The organism is Caballeronia sp. J97, assembly GCF_905220305.1.
In the GTDB taxonomy this organism is placed as follows: domain Bacteria; phylum Pseudomonadota; class Gammaproteobacteria; order Burkholderiales; family Burkholderiaceae; genus Caballeronia.
Window position 1 is genome coordinate 207039 of sequence record NZ_CAJMZL010000006.1, and the last position, 19728, is coordinate 226766.

Annotated in this window: 24 protein-coding genes; 2 read left to right on the forward strand and 22 right to left on the reverse strand. The window is 61.6% G+C overall.

Annotation, left to right across the window (positions count from 1 at the left end):
- Positions 1-19: 19 nt before the first annotated feature.
- From U4Y90_RS12020 to U4Y90_RS12035, 4 genes are read right to left on the reverse strand one after another with little or no spacing between them, the layout of a single operon-like run.
- Positions 20-2482: a type IV secretion system protein VirB4 gene (locus tag U4Y90_RS12020; protein ID WP_321794786.1), complete on the reverse strand. Its 2463-nt coding sequence runs from the start codon at positions 2480-2482 to the stop codon at positions 20-22.
- A complete protein-coding gene (locus tag U4Y90_RS12025) occupies positions 2476-2739 on the reverse strand; it encodes a conjugal transfer protein (RefSeq protein ID WP_415749330.1) in 264 nt (87 codons plus the stop codon). The genes U4Y90_RS12020 and U4Y90_RS12025 overlap by 7 nt, the downstream gene beginning before the upstream one ends.
- Before the next feature lie 46 nt (positions 2740-2785).
- Positions 2786-3139 (reverse strand): conjugal transfer protein TrbC, encoded by a 354-nt coding sequence (locus U4Y90_RS12030; protein WP_321794788.1) that lies wholly within the window; start codon positions 3137-3139, stop codon positions 2786-2788.
- Positions 3140-3153: 14 nt separating this feature from the next.
- Entirely contained in the window at positions 3154-4203 is a 1050-nt protein-coding gene (locus tag U4Y90_RS12035) for a CpaF family protein (protein WP_321794789.1), read from the reverse strand.
- Between the two features lie 466 nt (positions 4204-4669).
- Here U4Y90_RS12035 and U4Y90_RS12040 point away from each other — a divergent pair, with 466 nt between their 5' ends.
- A complete protein-coding gene (locus U4Y90_RS12040) occupies positions 4670-4876 on the forward strand; it encodes a hypothetical protein (RefSeq protein ID WP_321794790.1) in 207 nt (68 codons plus the stop codon).
- Between the two features lie 61 nt (positions 4877-4937).
- Here the strand turns inward: U4Y90_RS12040 and U4Y90_RS12045 are convergent, their stop codons facing one another.
- The 11 genes from U4Y90_RS12045 to U4Y90_RS12095 all read right to left on the reverse strand — a co-directional run bounded on the left by U4Y90_RS12045 (position 4938) and on the right by U4Y90_RS12095 (position 13304).
- The gene (locus U4Y90_RS12045; RefSeq protein WP_321794791.1) at positions 4938-6293 is read right to left on the reverse strand and encodes a DUF2201 family putative metallopeptidase; all 1356 of its coding nucleotides are present in this window, start codon (positions 6291-6293) and stop codon (positions 4938-4940) included.
- A gap of 9 nt (positions 6294-6302) precedes the next feature.
- Entirely contained in the window at positions 6303-7217 is a 915-nt protein-coding gene (locus U4Y90_RS12050) for a hypothetical protein (RefSeq protein ID WP_321794792.1), read from the reverse strand.
- Between the two features lie 112 nt (positions 7218-7329).
- The gene (locus U4Y90_RS12055; RefSeq protein WP_321794814.1) at positions 7330-8355 is read right to left on the reverse strand and encodes an ATP-binding protein; all 1026 of its coding nucleotides are present in this window, start codon (positions 8353-8355) and stop codon (positions 7330-7332) included.
- A 278-nt stretch (positions 8356-8633) separates the two neighbouring features.
- A complete protein-coding gene (locus tag U4Y90_RS12060) occupies positions 8634-10091 on the reverse strand; it encodes a hypothetical protein (RefSeq protein ID WP_321794793.1) in 1458 nt (485 codons plus the stop codon).
- A 163-nt stretch (positions 10092-10254) separates the two neighbouring features.
- A complete protein-coding gene (locus tag U4Y90_RS12065) occupies positions 10255-10701 on the reverse strand; it encodes a hypothetical protein (RefSeq protein WP_321794794.1) in 447 nt (148 codons plus the stop codon).
- A 231-nt stretch (positions 10702-10932) separates the two neighbouring features.
- Complete coding sequence (locus U4Y90_RS12070) at positions 10933-11403, reverse strand: hypothetical protein (protein WP_321794795.1); 471 nt, start codon at positions 11401-11403, stop codon at positions 10933-10935.
- Positions 11400-11798: a hypothetical protein gene (locus U4Y90_RS12075; protein WP_321794796.1), complete on the reverse strand. Its 399-nt coding sequence runs from the start codon at positions 11796-11798 to the stop codon at positions 11400-11402. Before U4Y90_RS12075 ends, U4Y90_RS12070 begins: the two co-directional genes overlap by 4 nt.
- A gap of 91 nt (positions 11799-11889) precedes the next feature.
- Positions 11890-12189, reverse strand: coding sequence for a hypothetical protein (locus tag U4Y90_RS12080; protein ID WP_321794797.1), 300 nt, complete (start codon positions 12187-12189; stop codon positions 11890-11892).
- A gap of 61 nt (positions 12190-12250) precedes the next feature.
- A complete protein-coding gene (locus U4Y90_RS12085; RefSeq protein WP_321794798.1) occupies positions 12251-12712 on the reverse strand; it encodes a hypothetical protein in 462 nt (153 codons plus the stop codon).
- A 94-nt stretch (positions 12713-12806) separates the two neighbouring features.
- On the reverse strand, positions 12807-12938 hold the full coding sequence (locus U4Y90_RS12090; protein WP_321794799.1) for a hypothetical protein: 132 nt from the start codon (positions 12936-12938) through the stop codon (positions 12807-12809).
- Positions 12939-13058: 120 nt separating this feature from the next.
- A complete protein-coding gene (locus U4Y90_RS12095; protein WP_321794800.1) occupies positions 13059-13304 on the reverse strand; it encodes a hypothetical protein in 246 nt (81 codons plus the stop codon).
- A gap of 397 nt (positions 13305-13701) precedes the next feature.
- Between U4Y90_RS12095 and U4Y90_RS12100 the strand changes: the two genes are divergently transcribed.
- Entirely contained in the window at positions 13702-13833 is a 132-nt protein-coding gene (locus tag U4Y90_RS12100) for a hypothetical protein (protein ID WP_321794801.1), read from the forward strand.
- 266 nt (positions 13834-14099) lie between these two features.
- Here U4Y90_RS12100 and U4Y90_RS12105 read toward each other — a convergent pair whose 3' ends face one another.
- The 7 genes from U4Y90_RS12105 to U4Y90_RS12135 all read right to left on the reverse strand — a co-directional run bounded on the left by U4Y90_RS12105 (position 14100) and on the right by U4Y90_RS12135 (position 19594).
- A complete protein-coding gene (locus U4Y90_RS12105) occupies positions 14100-15176 on the reverse strand; it encodes a hypothetical protein (RefSeq protein WP_321794802.1) in 1077 nt (358 codons plus the stop codon).
- Positions 15177-15272: 96 nt separating this feature from the next.
- Complete coding sequence (locus U4Y90_RS12110) at positions 15273-15746, reverse strand: hypothetical protein (RefSeq protein ID WP_321794803.1); 474 nt, start codon at positions 15744-15746, stop codon at positions 15273-15275.
- Between the two features lie 118 nt (positions 15747-15864).
- Complete coding sequence (locus tag U4Y90_RS12115) at positions 15865-16707, reverse strand: PRTRC system ThiF family protein (protein WP_321794804.1); 843 nt, start codon at positions 16705-16707, stop codon at positions 15865-15867.
- The gene (locus U4Y90_RS12120; protein ID WP_321794815.1) at positions 16704-17363 is read right to left on the reverse strand and encodes a PRTRC system protein A; all 660 of its coding nucleotides are present in this window, start codon (positions 17361-17363) and stop codon (positions 16704-16706) included. The genes U4Y90_RS12115 and U4Y90_RS12120 overlap by 4 nt, the downstream gene beginning before the upstream one ends.
- 13 nt (positions 17364-17376) lie before the next feature.
- The gene (locus U4Y90_RS12125; protein WP_321794805.1) at positions 17377-18120 is read right to left on the reverse strand and encodes a PRTRC system protein B; all 744 of its coding nucleotides are present in this window, start codon (positions 18118-18120) and stop codon (positions 17377-17379) included.
- Between the two features lie 16 nt (positions 18121-18136).
- Positions 18137-19276: a PRTRC system protein F gene (locus tag U4Y90_RS12130; RefSeq protein WP_321794806.1), complete on the reverse strand. Its 1140-nt coding sequence runs from the start codon at positions 19274-19276 to the stop codon at positions 18137-18139.
- 99 nt (positions 19277-19375) lie between these two features.
- A complete protein-coding gene (locus U4Y90_RS12135) occupies positions 19376-19594 on the reverse strand; it encodes a PRTRC system protein C (protein WP_321794807.1) in 219 nt (72 codons plus the stop codon).
- Positions 19595-19728 lie beyond the last annotated feature (134 nt).

The following is a 19728-nucleotide window of genomic DNA, read 5'->3' on the forward strand; positions in this document are numbered from 1 at the left end:
TCGAGCCCTGGTCTGTCGGTTATGCGTTGGCGAGAACGTCGCGCACGTAGTCCTGTTGCCACTGGGCACTGCCGGACTTCACGTGCTTGTCGAGGAGCGCCTGTGCGCGCCCATCCGAGCGCAGGTACGCCAGTGCTTCCTTCGGGAACTGGGCCTGCAGCATGCGGGTCTGGGTAGCCGTGACCCATAGATAGTCGCGATTGGGCACCGCATCGGAGATCATTCGGATCTGATGCGCGGTCAGTCCGAAAATGTCGCGATAGAGCGACTGGTTGTTGATCGCGTCACTGTTGGGCAGGTAGATGATGTTCGGGATGTTCTCTTTGAGAATCTCGAAGTTCGGCACCCGCGCGAGTTGCCCGAGCGACTGTGTGGCCATGAGCAGTGCGGCGTTCAGCTTGCGGATCGTGACCGCCCAGATTTCCAGACGCGCGTAGAACTTCGGGTAGGTGAAGAAGAAGCCCGCCTCCTCGATCTCGATCACCGTGTAGCGCTTGCCATCCAGAATCTGCGCGATGCGGTAGAACGCGTAGTCCATGAACAGGGCGGCGGCGACCGGGAAATTCTGGAACAGGTCCCCCATCTCGATCGACAGGTTGTCCGAGATCGTGAAGCCGTCCTCGACGTGGTCGAAGAAGCGGCCGTTCTTCTGCCCTTCCGTCCACACGAACAGCCGATCGCGGAGGTCGGCCGACAGCAGCGTGATCAGGCCCGAGAGCCGCCAGGTCTCAGGCGGGTAACCCATCGCGAGCGTGCGGATGCGCTCGTAAATCTCCGTTTCTTGCTGCGGTGTGCAGGTGTAGTCCTCGCCTTCGATGACGAGTTGCACCCAGTCCGCCACATACGACCAATGCTTTTCGTCGCCGATCATCGAGAGCGGATTGACGGAGGTTGCCGCTTCGAAGCGGCCGGTGGCATCGATAAAGCGACCGCCGGCGAGCAGTGTCGGAATGCGCGTCGAGCGATCCTTGTCGAAGCGGACACGGCGCGCACCGTGACGCTCCGTCTGCTCCATCAGATAGTTCAGGAAGATCGACTTGCCGCCGCCAATCGGCCCCACCACGAGCAGGTGGGCTTTCCCGCCCGGGTGGTGCAAATCGAAATACTGCAGCGTCCGATGGCGGGTCGGCAGGCAGGTCAGCGGGCCGGTTTTTGTGCCGGACTGCTCGGTCAGCCAGTCGTTGACTGTCTTGCCTTCGCCGACGCTACACAGCGGCGCGATGTCGGAAACCGCGGGTGTCTCGACGAATTGCAGGCGCTTTTGCTGATCCCAACGGCCCGGTAGGGTCGCGCTCCACGAGGCGAAGAGGTTCGTCTTTTCCTGAATCACGCCGAATCCGGCGTTGCCGATCACGCCGACGACTTGTCGCGTCGCGTCCTCGCACTCTTCGGACGTGTTGCCGTACACCACCACGGAAATGTTGGCAAAGCCGTACTGCTGGCCTTCGGCGTCCAGCTTGGCGAGCGCGTCGCCGGCTTCCTTGGCGAGCAGCTCGCGCCCCTCGTCGTTTTTCTGCTCTTCCTTCGTTGCCCACTGCTTCAGGATCGCGACCGGATTGAACGCCGCGACCTTGTAGAAACCCCGGATCTTCTTGATGTAGCCGCTCGCGCGCGATGTGTCGAGAAAGCGAAACATCACGCAGACGTCCAGTTCCGCGTCGACCTGCGCGAGCACGTCGAGGGCGGCCTCCTGAAAACCCATCCACTCCTTCACGCCGATGATGCGCGCGTACACCTTGCCATGTGCCGACTCGAACATGAGTTCGGTCGCGCCGATCGTCACTTCCGTCTCCGTCAGATGCGTGTCGAGCATCGTGACCGGATAGCGCACCCGGCGCTTGGGGCTGGAGGGATTCGCCCGCTGATGCAGGAACGACAGGATGTGCTGCAGCTGGAGGCGCTTCATGTTAAGGCGCGTGACGCCGCCCACAAACCCGTCAATGACGGACTCGAAGCGCTTGATCTCGTTCTGGATTCTCGTGAGGTCAAACGCGAAGGCGCTGCGCGCGAGAATCGTGTCTTTGGCGGCTTCGAACATCGCAACGAACAGATTCTTGCCGCCCACGGTCATGTGGTAGCTGATCTTGTCGAAGATCCGTGACATACCCGTCTCGGGCGTAAACGCCAGCGCGAGCGAATGCGAATTCTTGAAATACTTGCCGCTGCCGATGTTCGCCTGATTGATCGCATCGATCCGCGCGGCGGCCGCCGAGGAGAAGGTGCCGTCGATTCCACCCTTCACACGCCGGTGCGACATGCGCCACCACGCCGTCACCCGATGATCGAAGTTGCGGCAGGCGTGATCCAGATTGTCGCGGGCGGCCGTGATGTCGCCCGGATTCGGCGAATCCGCATCGATACCTTCGAACTCGAACACGGTCAGCAGCGACCCGTCCTTATTGAGCACGAGTTCGGGCGTCACCAGCGTCGCCCACGGCGCGATCTCCTGCACCGCGCGCTTGGTGAACATCATTTTCAGCATTGAAGATCCTGATCGAATCCGTAGGGCCGCTTGAAGCGCGCACTGAATTTCTTGCTCGGGCCCGGCTCGTAGACGTCCGGATACCGGTTATAGACCAGCATGACGATGCGCCACCACGGGTCGGTCGAGCTTTTCCAGCGCAGGAACACATGCACGAGGACGCCCACGACGAGGAACGCGGGGCTCCAGCTCGTGTAGCAGAGCAGCGCCGTCAGCGTGCCGTTGAAGATCGCCAGACCCCGGTCTGCGCCGCCCATCTGGCGTGGCAGCGAGAGCCCGCGACTCACTTTGTGCTGGCGCATCTCAGCAGGCGACAGCCATATGGAAGTGATCGCGCATGATCGGCACCGCCACCGAGGCGATACCAAGACCCATCAGTACCACCGAGAACGTCTTGGCGATATTGCTTTCGGTGTTCGCGACCGCGACGCCGCCGACCGTGATCAGCACGATGCCGATCCCATACAGGTACGGGCCGCTGATCAGGTTGCTGATCGTGCAGATGATGTCGGTCAGGCCTGTGAGCGACGAGTAGTCGCCGGCAGCCATTGCGGCCATCGATACGCCGCTCAGCAAGGCGCCGACGAGCATCGACTTGCCCGGAAGCAGTCGTTTGGCAACCGTAGCGGCGTGAATCAAAACCTTCTTCCCCTTCATTTGTGATGCTCCCGTTAAAAAACGCGTTGTAGGTCGTAATCGTCATTTTTGAAGCCCCGGATTTCGAGGATCTCGGAGACGTGCCGCATCTCGCCGGTGCGTTTGAAATGCACGACGTAGTTGAAGCAATCGGCAATGTTCTTGCGCATATCCTCCAACTCCCAGCGCGAGCCGTTGGGGATGCCGAGCATGGCGAGGGATTCGAGGCGGCTGAGCGCGCTGCGCGCGTTGTTAGCGTGAATCGAGGCCAGGCCGCCGTCGTGCCCGGTGTTGAGTGCCTGCAGGAGGTCGTACGCCTCGCCGCCGCGCACTTCCCCAACGATGATGCGGTCCGGCCTGAAACGCAGACACAGCGCGACGAGCAGTTGGGTCGTCACGTTCGTGTCAGCATTCGACAGCAACCGGACGCGGTTCGGCACGTGCAGCTTCAGCTCCATCGTGTCTTCTATCGAGATGACACGTTGGTCAGCGGGAATCTGTTCGATGAGGGCGTTGAGAAACGTCGTCTTGCCCGCGGAGGTGCCCCCTGCGACCAGTACATTCTTGCGGGACTGAACGAGCGCAACCAGCGCGCGCATCAGCGCCTCGTTCTCGATGCCTGCCTCGAAGTGAATCGCCTCGGCGAACTCCGGGCGCGCGTTGCCGGCCGCGAACGCGCCCATGCTGACGTAGTCCGAGAGTGCGAGCTTCGATTCGCGATGCTTCCGGATGCTGAGCGCGTGGCCGTCGATGGAGGTCGGGCTCATGACGGCGGCAATACGCAAGTTCTGGTGACCTGCGTTGATAATCCCTTTGTCACTGCCCGCCTTCGCCGACTTCTCAACCGATGAGGCGAGCGAGTAAATCGCGCCTTCGAGGTGCTCCGGTCGCAAATCGACGTTCTCCCGCGTCATCACGCCGCGACGCTCCACCCACACATTGCGGTAATCGTTGATCATGATTTCCGCGAGGTCAGGCGCATCCAGGAGTTCGCGCAGCGGCGCCAGCGCCCGAAAAAACATGCGCACTGCTTCCGCTTCGAGCGGACGCAGCTTCAGCAGATGATTGTCGGCAGTGTCGGACATGCGATGCTCAGTGCGCGATCTAACATGTCGAATATTGTTCGTGTTGCCGAGCGCGCGCGGGTGCTGAAAGAGGCGTCAAATTGTGCGGCTTTCGATGACTAGAACTGGCGTACTAAGATCGCCCCTAAGATGCAAAAACGCTTGCTCCGCATCAAGACCGGACCAGAGCTATCCAGATAGCGCTGCCAAGCGACAAAGACCGCGAAAAACATATCGCTTTCGCCGGAACAGTCGGTCCGACCTGCGTTATGGGTTGGCTATATTGGCCCATCGCGTATGCCGCCACGCAGGACGTCACAAATCACCGAACCCTTCGATATGCCCCCGTCTGCCCCATTCAAACGTTCTGCTCAGGCGATGCGCGCGCAGATGGACAAAAAGCGACTGCTGCCGCTATCCCGCTCAAGCGCAGACACACTGGCGCTGCAGGCTGGGGCAGGAAAGGCTGCTTGCTGCCAACCGGGCGATGACCGAGGTCTACGATAAGGGCCGCGCAAGGAAGAAATGGATCGTGACCTCCCAAGCCGCGTTCGCGATGTTGGAAAAGATCGTCTGCCTGTATGACTGTCAGGTCCATGCAGCAACACTGGGCGAACTGGAGGGCGTAAACGCCCGATTGGCTCGTTTCAAATCCGGTGAACCCTATCGCTCAGTGCAAAAGCGGGGCGCATGAATAAAAAAAGCCCGGCATGCCGGGCTTCGTTCGTCAGCAGATTTACGGGCACCGCCCGGGTTTAACAAATCACCTCCATGGATTCGCCAAACGGCGCTTTTCTGGCGCGCGTTAAGGGCGTGGTCGACGCCCAGAGCACCGGGTAATGTGGCGCGACCGCCGGAAACCGCCCATCCATGTCTGTGAGATAGACTAGGAAAGCCGGGTTCATGCCGTCTTGCGCCACGCGGTTGAACGGATCGGAAAACGCTGTTCCACCTCCGCCCTTCACTGGTTTGATTTCCGGCGAGTCGCCCCGCTCGAAAATTTGCACCTGGGTGACCCGCGTATCGCAGTCCATCACGATCAGGCGTGCCGGTTTCAACGAGTGGAAAACCGAGAGGATTTCCGCATCGAACTGCGCCTGCGTCTCGTCGAACACCGAACCGCTGGAGTCGCGCACGAACACTGCGTCGCCGATCGCCGGCGTGTGCAGGGCGGGCAGGTAGAACCCGAGGTGCAGATATCGGCGATTTGGCGTCGCGAAGCTGTAGTCGGACGGTGAGCTCTGTTGCGCGAAGCGATGCAGCACCGCACGCCAGTCGACGACGGGCCGCACCGCCTCGCCCGCCATCGCCTGCAACTCGCCCGGCAGCTTGCCGCGCATCGCGGCCGCTTTCGCGGCTTGCGTGACGGCAACCTTCCACTCGGCTTCCTTCACCGGTTTGCCCGGCCCCTTGTAGGGTCGAACTTCTCCGAAGGAGGCCGGCTTTGACGATGGCGTTAGATCCGGTTGCACGCCCTGCTGCTGCCCGGCTTGCTGTCCTCGCTGCGGCGCCTGCTGCCCGCCCTGCTTCCCATTCGACTGCGACGGTTGGTTGGGCGGACTCGGTTGCTGCTGCCCGTGCGGATCCGGCTGCGGCTGTGGAGACTGAGCTTGCGGCTGAGGCTGAGGCTGAGGCTGAGGCTGAGGCTGAGGCTGAGGCTGAGGCTGTTGCTGTTTTTGCTTGGCCTCTTGCGTGAGCAGCCCGTAAATCTCCTCCGCTGACTTTCCCGTATAGCGCGGATCGATCAGCGCGCCTTTCGGCAGAATCATCCGCGAAGCGACGACAATCGGATTGATCGCGTAGTCACAGGCATCGTTCCACCGATCGGGATCGCGCGCGCCCTGACGCCAGCAGTGACCGTTGGCTACGTGCAGGACCAGGTGCGCCACGACGCCCCGCACTTCCAGGTCGCTCAGCGAATCGAGATAGTCAGGGTTGTAGCCCATCGTCTCGCCATCCACCCAGAACGTCTTGGCCGACGGATCTTCGCGCACCGCGAGCCGCAGCGCGAGCGCGCCGAAGAACGGATGCGAGAGCACGAGCTCGGTGCGCTGCCGGGCAATGCGCGGATCGACCGCGCTATTGCCTAGCATCAACGTATTGCGGTCCATGACGCCCCCTTATGCGACGAGGCGCAGCTGCTGCGAACGTTCCGATTCGATTTCCATCGGCTCCGGTTGCATGCCCATGAACGCGGCCATCAGCCCTTCAATCTCCTGTGCCTTGCTGGCCACCTGAGAACGCAGCACGCGCGAATCCTTCAACTCCGCGCCCGTGTGCACCGTCAGGTGCGTCTTGGCCTGCTCGAGGATGTGCGTGAGCTGCGGGTCGTTCGAGAAGTTGAGCTTCGGCAGCAGCGCGCACAGCTCCCGTACGTTGTTGGCGACGTCCAGCCGGACGTTGCCCGTCGCGTACAGGCGGTTGGCCATCTGCGACACCGCTTCGTACAGACGCCGCACCAAGTCCTCGTTCGCCGTCGAAATCGAAGCCAGAACGTGCTGGTCCAGTTCGCCTTTCAGCGTGGTCAGCACATTCGCCGGCAACTCGACACCGAACTGGCTGGCGTCGGGAAACGGCAGCACGGCCATCTTCACGCCGAACTTGGTGGACAGCTCAGCGAGGGTCGGATAGTCCGCCTCGTTGAACAGCCCATTCAGTTCCGCGCGAGCGGCTTCCTTGAGGTTCAGGTAGTCGGTCAGGAACACGGAGACCGCCAAGTCGAACTCGTCTTTCAACGAGCGCATTTTCTCGGCGAAGTCCATGTAGACCATCGTCGGCAGCAGCCGCACGCCCAACTGGTCGTACTTCAGCGTGTGGTCGTAGAAGTAGGAGCGGATGCGACCGGCGAGCGTCATGACTTCCGCGAAGCTTGGCGCATGCTCGGGCAACAGGCGTTTATTGAATCTGCCGATGCCCTTCGTGTGGTGCTTGTTCTCAACCTCCTCCGTCACCTTGCCGTCGAAACGGCGGGCAACCCAGGTGGAAATCGTGACCGAGCACAGCATGACCTTCGATTGGATAGAAGTGATGTCCATGAGAAAACTCCGTATAGAAAGGGAATAGATGAAGCCAAGAAAAAGGCCCTGCGCGTCCGAAGACGCGACAGGGCCGAGAGGTGAAGCTAAGAAGGTGAAGCGGTGAACCGGCTTATTCGCCGCGGATGATCTTGCCGATCTCCCCGCCTTGCGCCGCGATGAACGCATACGAATTCTGGATCTGCGGCGAGCGCTGGACAGCATCTCTCACCAACAGCGCCGCGAACTCGCGATGGCCCTCATCGATCAGTCGCTCGGTGTAGCGGGCCACGCGATCGAAGTTCGCCTCGGTCGCGCGCGCAGCCAGCGCAGCCGCGATCGCATAGAGCGCCGAAGGCGTTGTCGGGATCATGGCCGTGTCGGGCGCGAGTAGAATCGCGTCCGGCTGCGGCAACTCGCGAAAGATCTGCAGGAAGGCGACGAGTTCGGTCGCCGCACCCTCACCCACCGATCCGGCGTACGAGATGTGCTCCAGATGCTTGGGGACTACATCCATGGTTCTCGCCACGAATCCCCAGCTACGCGGACTCGGCGCGTTCTCGATGTCGCGCGAGGTCTTCTGCACGGACAGCAAGTCTGGGCGGAAACGCAGGAACGCGATGAGTGCGGGCGGGATGTTTTCGCGCACGGCCCACTGCGTCCAGCCATCGATCGACGGCTCAAGCTCGACCACCGTTGCGAAACGGGAGATCACCGGATCGAGAATGCCCGACACGCCGGCGTTGTCGGTCCGGCGGTTCGTCGCCGCGAGAAACGTCACCTGCGGCGGCAGCACGTGTTCACCGACACGCCGCGCGAGCAGCAATTGCATCTTGGCGGCTTGCACGGCGGGCGAGGCCTGCCCCAGGTCATCCAGGAACCAGATGAGCGGGCGTCTGGCGGTCATCGCGCGCTCCAGATCCCCGAAGGGCAGGAACTTGGCGGTCGTGCCGTCGGCCGAGGGGAACGGCAACCCTTTCGAGTCGGTCGGATCCTCGACCACAGGATGGCTGATGAGCAACTCGTGATCAGTCGCTTGCGCGGTCTGTTCGACGATGTCGCTCTTGCCAATGCCGGGGCGGCCAGTGATGAGCACCGGCAGGCGCTTCGGCACGTACAGCGAGAGGAGTTCAGTGAGTTGTGCGGGGGTGACTTTCATGAAGGCTTCCAATGAGAAGCCCCATCAAGACTACGCCCGTAGGGACGTGGTCCCTAGGGGCAGATACGGCGATGAGAAAAACGCCGGCGTGTTGCCGGCGAGGTCGATGCGTCAGCGACGCGGTTGATGAATGCAGTGTAGGCAGACGTGGGTGCGGGCAACGGCGGAATGATCGCTTTTTTGGGGTGTCTTATCCGCCCGTGGCCATGCCGACGGTCAAAAAAAACCCGGCACGAATGCCGGGTTGGTCAAAAGGAAGTATTGAAAGAAAGAAGTCGTCAGCTGGCACGCTGTTCCAGCGAGGCGCGCGCGTAGGCGAGCGTGCCGTCTGTCGCGCGAAGCGACACCTGCAGATGGCGCACAGGATCGGCGAGCGCGTAACGCACACTTGTGCCCTGGCGGACGCTGACGATCTGTGAAAATCCTTCCGCGATCGAGCGATCGACCCACTCGGCCCCGGTCAGGACAGCACCATCTGCTGTTCGGACCCGCGACATCTGAGCCGCCTCACGGGCACAAGCGATTTCACGCGCGACACGCCGCGCCTCACGCTGCGACACTGAAAGCGACTCCCATTCGGCCTGCTGCACCGAATCCATGCCCGCCAACTCGAAGATCGCCCGGCGCCGCGACGCGGCGCGAACGCCGATGAGCTTGATGCCGAACACTTCGCGGACCGCCTGCTTGGTCGAGCGGTTTGCATCGTCAGGCCGATCGAGCACGCTCAGCAGGTACGACATGTCGGCCGCCTGAATCGCTTTCGCGAGGCCATTGCCGTACGTGTGCGTGGCCCTGCCGTGATCGAGAATGGCCAACTGCTTGCCGAGTTCGATATCGCGCTTACTCAACGTGCCGGCTGCGCGCGCATTGTCGAGCTCAGCCAGGCGCCCGTCACGCGCGTGATCGGCGAGCGTGCGCCTGAGCACTTCCGCGAACTTGCATGACGGCTGTCCGATGTCGACCGGCTTCATGTACAACTCTGGCAACGGGTGCGATTCTAGGACGCCCCTCTCGTAAAGCAGATCGTCGACTTCGACGGTAGTAGGCTCGTTAGGAGCCAAGCGCATGAGCATGACCAGCAGCGCCGCATTCTCCGACGTGATCGCCTGTTTCGAATGCCGCATCACGTTCGCGAGCGGCACGAGCTTGGACAACGGCAGCGCACCACGCAGTTCGAGCACGGCAAGCAGCGGCTTGGCCCACTGCAGGTCCGAGTCAAACTTCGACAACGAGGTGTAGTCATCGATCACCGGTTGCGGAACGGGCTTGCCCGCGGCGAGCGCGTAGGCCACATGAACCTCGTGACGGCCGTTGCGCTGGCCGCCTCCGCCCTCCACCACCGGACCTGCGTAGCGGAATCCGAAACGACGTTCGCTCTCTTGCTGCAAGAGCTCGAAGAGATTTAGACGGTGGCGGCCAGACCTCCCCGCCTCCTCGTTGGCTTGCGCCACCTGGTCGGACGAGAACAGATACAGCGGCTCGCGAGCGAGATCGAACGCGAGATAAAGCAGTTGCCAATGTTCGCGGCGGATCTGCCACGGCACCAGCGCGGCAAAAGACGGTCTGAAATAGGCGCCGTCGATTTCATCAAGGAGCGACAGGAAGATGCTGGTCGCGGTGCCGGGGCTGCGTACCGTCAATCTGCCGTTGAAACGGGTGACGGAAACGGGATGGCCGAAGAAAGCGAGGGAGATGTCGGCTGCATCGACGCCGGCGGCAAAAGTGTTGCTTCGCAAGAAGCTCAACACCTCGAGCATTGTGCGGAAGGACTGGGGAAAAGCCTGCGAAGGAAAGCGCGTACATGATCGATTGCCTCAAGAGAAGAGCCGGGCAATCGATCCTCGTCGGGTCGATGCCCGGCAAGGGTGGGTGCGCCTGTGTGGCGCAAGGGAGGAAGCTTTAAGCAGCGTCGAGCAAACCGGCCATCAGACGCGCGAGCGACCACGCGTGGTCGCTGGAGAAGACCTTCGCGCGCAGCAACGGCATGACGGCGTGGGTCCGCTCGATCGAATCGGCAGCCGAACGGCGGCCAATCCAGTCAACGTGGATGATCCACCCTTCCGAATTGCCGGTGCACACAGACACAGAGATCCGGTCGTGCGAGAACGACTCTGGCCAGCGCCTGCTATGGCGCGCGCCGTGAACGGCTTCGTTGGCATCGTCGAGCATGTTGGCCGGACACAACCACTCCGGTTCGAGCTCGGTCTTGCACAAAAAACGGCTCAGTTCAGAAAAGACCTGATTCACCGTTTTGCCTTCGGTGTCCAGCCGCCCGACCGCTTTGATGTCGACTGTGCCGCCGGCGCTGATGCCGATCGGCAGTGCGGCGGTGATGGGTTGAGGCATGATGGGGCTCCTTAAATGCAAAACGCGCCCGCAGGCGCGCAAAACGGTGGACGAAAAAAAAACCGCACCCCTAGAGGTGCGGCTTAGTGTGTGTGTGACTCAGCTTGCGCTGCATCGAATCATTTGCCCCAATCGCGTTCGCGATCGCGTTTTTGACCGTTGTTCCCGCTCCACAGGAAATACGCCGAGATCACTGCGCCGATGCACAAGACAAAAATTCCGGTTCCCATCTTAGTTGCCTCCATCCATATGGCGAAAACCGATAATCCATAATACCACCGCGAAAACAACAAGGCATGTCAGGTTGACCACGGCTGCCGCATCCCAGGTTCTGGTCGAATGCCACAGCGCCACGGCGCCACCAAGCGACGCCGCCGACAGGGTATGCAAATAGCGAGCGTTTTGCTGCCGTTGATTCTCAGTCGGGAAGCTCAGAGAGTGTTTCAGGTGCTGGACAACTCCCTCATCCGGCTCCGGCAGTAGATCGATAAAGAAAGCACCGTCGTCCGTGAGTCGCACAGAGAGATCGCGGCCTCGGTAATCGAGCACGATCGCAGGTGGATATTCCGACTTTTCCATCTCTGCCATCAATGCTCGAAGGCGCGGCGGCAAGCTGACTGCGCCTGTTGCAACGTCCAGCGTTACCTTGTCCACTAGCGTCAGCCCGCAGGTGTATTCCACCTTCACTTTTGCCAGCTTCATCGGCGAACTCCGCACTTCAGGTCGATGCCGCCGGCCAGACGCAGGCCTTCCAGCATCGCCTGATAGCCGCCTGGGGTTTCAAGCTGCTTCAAGGAGACGTAGTTTTCACCGCCGCCAGTGAGGTCAAAACGACCGCGGCGAGTTCTGAAACTCAACGCCACGCCCGTTCCACAGTGACGCTCGGCCACATCTACAAACAGCGTCTCGGTACGCAGCGACACCCGCACCGTCGAAGTGCCACGGCGCGAATCGGCGACGATTTGGTGTGCATTCGCACCGAGCCGCAAATCGTGCGCGACACGTCGCAACACGCGGGTTGCGTGTCGCTGGAGAGCCGCTTTGGCGCCGGAGTTGGCGCTGCTGCGGTCCGCGTAAAAAACTCGGGGAAATTTCATGATTGCCTCGGCAATGACGAGGCAGGTCCCTTTGCGGGGAGCCTGCCCCGCAACGGTTGAGCGCGGTTTGCACCGCGCGAAGGGAAATTGACTACGAGGCCTGTGAATTCAGGAATCGCGCTTTATAGGCCGCGAGCTCTGGTTTCAGCCGCGCAACATGCGCGTCGCCGTAGTCATCGCTCAGACGCCCGACTTCCGCGAAGTAGTGCGGTCGTGCGCCCGTTGGATCGAAATCCGGATGCGAGACGATTGCCGTGAACTCGTCGACGTTGCCTGCCTGCGCCGCCACTTCCACCGGACGCATCCCGTAGAAGTTCACCGCGTTGACATCATCTGTTGACGGGTTCCAGCCGTTCGTACGTCCGTTGCAAACCAACTCATAGCGAGTCATCTAAAAGCTCCTAGCGGGTGAGGTGATGCCGCAGCGATCAAGAAAGCAGCGACATAAGGGATCAATGGGTGATCCGGTAGCCGGACCCACTGGAGACGAGAAAGACTTGCTGACCTGGAACAAACTGCTGGTCATCGACCTGCGTCACCACCACGGTTGTCCCGTTGGCGCGGCGAAGGAAGACTTCCACGCCGCTGTGACGCGACATGACCGAACTGACGCGCTGAGCGACCAGTCCCGAAGCGGAGCCGGATAAGGCTCCGGCGATGTAGCGGCCGCGACCGTTGCCGATCACCTGCGAGCCGAAGAAGGCGCCAGCTGCGGCGCTCACGATCGACGTGATACCCGACGTGTCAGACGTGTTCTTGATCGTGATCGGACGCACTCGCAGGATGGTTGCCTGTTCGAACTGACCGAGGTGCTGAACGTCGTATCGCTGGTACGTATTCGGCGAACCGAAGTCAGCGGTAGCACAGCCAGTCAGCGCCGAAAGAAGCATGACGTAGCAGAGTAACTTGAACATGGATCGCCTCGAATGAGAGTGGGGCAATCCATCCCCGAAGGGCTGGTTTGCCCCATAGGGAAGAGAGAACAACGAGAACTGCAAGCGACGCGCGTCAGTGAGTGACTGATGCAAAGATCGAGACAGACACGACGCCGACGAGAAACGACAGCATCTTCCAGGCTTCAGCATCCTGCTTGGCGTACCAGGCAAGACTGCTGAGAGCGTGTTTAATCACCGGGAACATGGGCAACTCCTGAGAAAAGGCAGGGCGTCGCCCGCGATGGGAGACCCCCAGCGGGAAAAGGATCGGAAACGAAGAAACGGCGTCCAGGCAAGTTGCCCTGGACGCGTCTTTCAAAGGGGCCTACGAGGCTGCTCGGTTGAGGTGATGCAGTCTGACACGACCGCTCTGCACCAGATGCCGCTCGGCTTGTGCATTGAGCGCATAGTCCCAATTCACGATGGCCGTACCGTCGCTCCACACCGAACTGATTCGACCGGTGTAGTGCTGCGGCGGACTGGCCTCGACGTCCTGGCCGACGACACGCTGATTAGCCATGAAACCGTTGTTGCTGGAAACCATGACGACAGGTGCGAGATTGCGAGGCATAGACAGCTCCTAAAAAAAAGGGAGCCGTCTCCCATTGGGATTGGCTCCCAAGGGGACGAAAAAAGGCGATCAACGAGGATCGCCAGAAGATTGCCGTCAACGACGGCTGGAGAGAAGCTGGGCCTCCAGCACGCTGGAGGGGTAGGTCGATGCGCAGGAAGCGCGGGGAATGACGATAGTCTAAGGAACAGACGGCGCGCCGAAGATCGGAAACATCGCGATTTTGCTATCTCTTTCAACGGCGAAACCCAAGAGCCGTGACGAACGAGAGAGAGACCACATTGTAGGGCGCTGGGCATGAGGCCCCGTTCAGAAGCCCGCCGCTCCGTTGACCCCACCACCGCTCTAGACCCAGCGAGCTTTCTCGCCGGTCGCCCCGCCCATCGGCGCATTGATCGTGGACGACGATCAGAATGTCGCCGACGCCCTGCAGGCCGTGCTCGAAGCGGAGGGTTTCGAGGCACGGACCGTGGACGCCGCATGCCTTCATGCTTATTGGCCGCTGGATTCCTCATATCGTCAAGGTTGACATCGAGATGCCGATCCAGAACGGCTTTGACGTCACCCGCGCGATCAGATAGGTCGCGCGCATGCGCCTGGTTCCCATCATCGCCCACACCTCGCTCCTCGAGGAAGACATCGTCAAGGAGGGCGTCGCGGCAGGCGTGGATGCCTATTGCAGCAAGAGCAACGCGCCGACCGTGCTGTTGGCGCTGCTTCGCCATGTCGCGCCCTTTGAGCTCACAAAAAAAGCGCCACACCCCCTTGCGGGAGCGTGGCGCTGCGAATCAAGAATCAGGCGAGGCAAAGCGACATTTGCGACTCGGCGGCAAAGAACTCGGGCTGCGGCATGGCCGCTTCGCGCGGCACGTCCCACAGCGTTTGCGCGTCGCTCAGCCCACCCACCGCGTACAGCAGCTCGTCGGTGTCTTCTCGTTGGAGCAGATCGCCGAACGCGAAGCTGAAAACGTCCGGCGCGGCGTCGCCATCGCCGACGATTCCGAGCTTCTGAGCCAACTCATCCGCGCGTCGAACCCGCCATGGGTCCTCGCCCTCGGGCGATCGCGTCACGGTGATTCGAGTGGCCGACGGGATGGGCGTCGCACTGCGTAGCGCCTCGCGGAAAGCCGGGATCGCCTTCTTCGCGAATCCGGGCGCCTCCATCTCGATCGGATAAGCGACCTCCGTGATGAACGAGCCAACCGCGTTGTACTGCCAGCCGGCGTGCCGCCAAGCAGCAGAACCGATTGCGACCAACCGATTTTCGTTGTCGATCGCATGGCACCGCAACTTGGGCATCCGATCCATCGCCGTCTTCGATGCCGACGGCACCGGAACGTCAATCTGCACCGTACCGCTGTCGTATTCCTTGAGGATGTGCCAGATGCTGAGGGGCCCGCGGTGACCGTAGATGGACAGCAAGAGTTCGATGTCCGCGTGCAGTGAGACCTCGAGACTGCCGACCGCCAGTTTCTCGGCTTGCATTTCGAAACCAGACCGTATCAACGACAGCCGCACTGCGTCGAATTGCGATTCCGGCACCGCTGCATACATCGATCTCGAAGACGACAGCGTAATTCGCCGATCCGCGAGCGTGAACGGCTTGGCAAGCTCTCGCTGCCAGCTTGCGATGAAATTTTCGGGCTTGATCGAGCCCGTCTTGCTTCTGAGCATGCCACCTTCGCAGCTTGCGGCATGCGAGAACACCCGGCGCATGACGTCGGCGTAATTGCCGAACGCCACCGCCGACCAGTTGTCCTGGTGCGGATACACGTTCGACTCGTAGCCACGCTCGAACAACACGTAAATCCACTCGCCATCCGCCTTCTGAAAGGCGGCCGCGCGCTTGCCCGTGAGAATCGAAGAACCCATGATTTGCTCCGATGTATGGTGCGGAGCAACCCTTGCAGGGCTGTCCCGCAGGGGTAAAAAAAGCGGCTGTGATCCAGCCGCCAGACGCGCCCGCCGTCAGGCGAGGCGATAAAGCGAATCAACGACCCGCGCGCGCGTGAGCCAGTACGCCGCCGAAACGATTCCGACGACATCCCCCGCCATCTGAGCAAGCTGCGCCGGGTCATGCGTGGCGCGATACTGCTGGTAGTCCCAGCCGAGCGTCGTCAGCAGGAAATACGCAACCCCGCCGATGACGCAGGCGAGCATCCGCTGACGCGTCGTCGGCTTGGTCCAGCACACCGGCAGAACCGGAAGTGACAGCACGCCGAACGCAGCGAGCACGTGCTCGAGCGTCGAAGGCAGCGCCGTCCAGATTCCTGCCTCCCAAGCCCGAAGGCCTTCGTGCGCGAACTCATAACCGAGCAGGCGATGCGCCATCGCGATGGCGATGGCCGCGAGCGCGATAGCCATGCATCGTGCGATGCCCGAAACATCATTGCCGAATTGCGCCTGAGCGCCGCCACAGAACCAGTTACTACGCTTTTTCATCTCGTTTCCTTTGTGAAGATGAAGTTGGAAAAGGTGTTGCACATGCGTATAGCGCAGCGCAGCGCAGGCACCATAAAAAATGCCGACCCCTTGCGGGAGTCGGCATCCTTGAGGACATCTAGGCCGCGAGCTTGGCCTTGCGGCTCTTTCTCGCTTTCTTCTCGGGCGGCCTCGACGGGTCATAGCCGAAGCGCGCCCATGCAGCAGGATCAAGGGGTATCGGGTTCGTACGCCCCGTTTTCAGATTCACGAAGACCCCTGAAAACGGAATCGTGCCCGTCCTGAACATCGTCCAGAGCAGATTGAACGCCTGTACCGCGATCGCCTGGTTGATGACCAATGACTGCTTGCGCAGCGCCTCGGACATCGAGCACGAAGGCGTCTCGTCTTTCGCATCGAACGATGGGTCGACGAGTTCCGGAAACAACTGGCCGACGTGCGGCAGACGTTCCGGATTCGCTTTCTTCACCTTCTGAAAGCCAGCCGGCTCCGCCTGCCCGATAACGACCTGCCCTCGATCCGTGTCGTTGCCACAGTCGAGGTAGTACAGATTGCAGGACTTGGTCGCATCGACAATCGCGCGGCGAGCCGCGCGCGTGTCCACGCAACCGATGACCAGGTCGACGTTGTAGCAGGACACGCTTTGGGTGAAGCGTGTCGTCTCGGCTCGCCAGTTCGTGCCCATGAGCATGTTCAAGCGATTGACGAGCAACGACGCCTTGTACTCGCCCACATCGTTCGGATAAAAGCCCTGCCGTCCGACATTGGTCGGGCTCACCCGGTCATCGTCGTAGACGGTGCACTCGATGCCGCCTTCATGCCCCAGTTCCAGCATGGCATGGTGCAGCCGGGCGAGACTGGGTAGCACGGCACTGCCCGTGCCGCCCGCACCCACCACAATCACGCGCCAGGCTCGCTCGACCATGCACGCCGGCAACGGATGACGCAGAACGCCGTTCATGCCGCCTCCGTTACGATCGTTGCCAGCGCCGCTTTCACGGCTGCATACCACGCTGCCGGTACGCGTTCCACGGTCTCAAAGATGCCTTTCGCGCATAGACGCAGCGCCATGCCAGGCGTCGCCGACAGACAGTTGCCGATCACGAGCGAGAACTTGATCTCGTGCCGGTCATCCGCGTCGTCCGTGTTCGAAAAAAACGCCGGATGCAGACCATGCGAGTGACAGTCCACCACTCGCACCTCGTTGGCGCCCAACGTCGGCGGCTCATAGCGGAGCGCCGCCCCCGAATGCGACAGGATCGTCACGGGAGCCAGCCGAAACTGCTCCGTCTCACGATTCCATACGATCCATGCACCGGTCTCATTGGGCGAGGCCTCGCGGGCCATGCACGCGAAGTCCCCGACGAGCGATGCCGGAAAGTGCTCGCAGACAAGCCGCGTGGACTCGGCAACGTCGCCATAGGGAATGGCGGTGGGAACGGCGTACGACGCAATGCGTCGCACCAACGACAGCCAAGGCTGATTGACTTCCAGAAACACGCCGTTAGCGGCGATCAGCAATCGCTCCCCGAACACCTGCATCGGCGCCACCGGCTCGCGCCGGGGCACCATGACGGCGGGAAACGAACGCTGCAACGCCAGATCTGCTGCGTTCATTGCGGTGTGCATATCAAGCTCCAAGTTTCCCGCGGATCAGATCGCCGAGGGGTTTGTTCATGGGGATAAGAAGTTCTTTCGGAAAGGCACTGGCGTATTGGCCATCGAGCATCGCTTGCCAGAAGGCAAACTCACCCTTCGGATGGTTCACGCGCTTGCCCCCGTGATTCGGGTGCGTGAACGCCGATTCGAAGAAGCCGCTCTCCCAGCCGGCGATCGACGCAATGTCGATGCGCTTAGGCACGTGGGCGGTTCCGATACAAATCTTTCCGAGATCCCAGGTGTTGAAGTAAGGCGGTTCGTGCAGCGTCGATTCCGGCGACGGGCGGCTGTCCTCCTGCAGCGCGAACACGCTGAATCCGTTCGACGCTGCGTGGAACACCAGTCCCGGGTGCGGCACGATCGCGGTGCGTTTGCCCAATTCCTGACAATCGAAGAAAACGCGCCGCAAGCCCGGTCTGCACCACCAGGTGACCGCGCTCTGACTGACGGCGAGCACCGTCTCCGGCAAGAACTCCGCACGCGGCGCCGTATTGGCCGCCAGCTCATTGAGGCAACTGAGCAACGCGGCACGATCGATCGGCCGTCCCGCACCGATCGAGGAACGCGCCTCATCGCTGGTGCTATCGCTGCTGTCATTGCGGCTAATCGGATGAACGGTGCCATACACCGTCTGCCCGCCTTCCTGCGCGTACAACACGATCGCGCAACTCGCTGCGACCTGCGCGCCCTGTCCGGGCCCGAGGTTCAATTTCATACGTCACCTTGAAGGGTTAGTGTGTGACGAGCGTGAGCACGCGATCGACACTATTGAGAATGGAAAGCCCGAGCGCCCAATCCGCGTACTGCTGGCGAATCTCGTCGGAGGACTCCGCGAAGGGCACGAAGCCGAGATAGACCGAGCCGTCCCCACCCGAGTTGAAGTACTCGTAGTGGCTGTCGAGCAGATCGCCGATGTGATCGTTGTCTTGCGCAATCACGGAACACGCCGGATAGATGCTTTCCGGTCGAACGCCATAATCGAAGAGCGAACGGTTTCCGGCGCGGCGCAGCAGCAACGTCAGCGTTTCGAGTTCCCGGCAGAGCCGGCGAACCCAGCCGCACTGGAAGCGTCGAATGCGGCGTAAGGCAGCGATGCCGAGTGCCGCGCTGGGCAACCATCGGCCCTTGGCGGGCGACCAGGCACCCACATCCATGTCGGCCGGACAAAGCTCAGCGCGCACCGTCGAGGGGAGGTAATGCTCGATGGCATCTTCCTCTTCGCCGAAACGATCCTGGAGCACCTCACGCACTTCCTTGTCCTCCGCATGGGGATCCCCATCCCAGTAGAACTGGGCGAACATGCCGAGAAACTCGTCTGGCGTGCGAATCCATACCGTGCGGCTCGAGGCCCGGTTGATCAGCACCAGCACCGTCTGCAGAAGGCGAGGATGCACACGACGCAACTCGCCGGCACGCGCACCCAGTTGCCAGAGCTGCTCGCCGTCGTTCTCGACGCCGAGGTACAACGACGAGGTCGGCGTGAATTCGTGCGCGTCGTAGTGGTACTGGATCTGCTCGCGCACCGCTTCGACGTCGCACAGCGTGAAATCGACCTCGAGCCGCCGCCAGTCGGTCCGGTGGCGGTTGACGAAGCCGAAGAAGCCCCGCGCAAGTGCGTCGCCGGCGCTTTGAAACACCGGGACATCACGCGCGCGCAATGGACCGGACGCGAAATGCGCCTGAGCGAGCACGGCCAGATCGGGCGATGCGCCCCACTGCATGACCGCTTTGGCGGGAACATCGTGAGAGACGGCCGGCAGCGTCAGAAAATCATCGGCAGGTTGGTGTCGGGCAGCGGCAACGCGTGGCGGTTGCCACTGCTCTCCTGCGTCAGCGATCGCTGAACCAGCCGGGCGAGGATCGAAGAACATGCTGCGATCTCCTTGTCATGAAAAAAAACCGCCCTTTCGGGCGGCTTCTGATGGTTGAGCGCTGGATCCGGATCGGATAGCGCTTTGAACAGGTCGCGCTTACGCATGGACGCCCTTGGCACCGGCCGCACGCACGAACGTAAAGCGCATCACCTCGCCTTCCATTGCCGGGCCATCGACGGCCGCGGTCGTCAACTCCGGGTACTGCGCGGAGTAGAGATCGCGCACATCGTCGGGGGTGAAGCTGGGACCCGGGTCGGCAAGGGCAACACCGTTGTAGATGAACTCGCGGATGAGTTTCGCAATCGAAATCGACATGACGTGCTCCTCAGAACAGCGATGCGAGATCGGTGCCGGTGTTGGCCGGCGCGGGCGGCGTCACGTTCGAAGCGATGCACGGCTCTTGCGTGACGCTGGCGCTCGTGTTGCCGCTGTCGCTGGCGCCCTCGCCG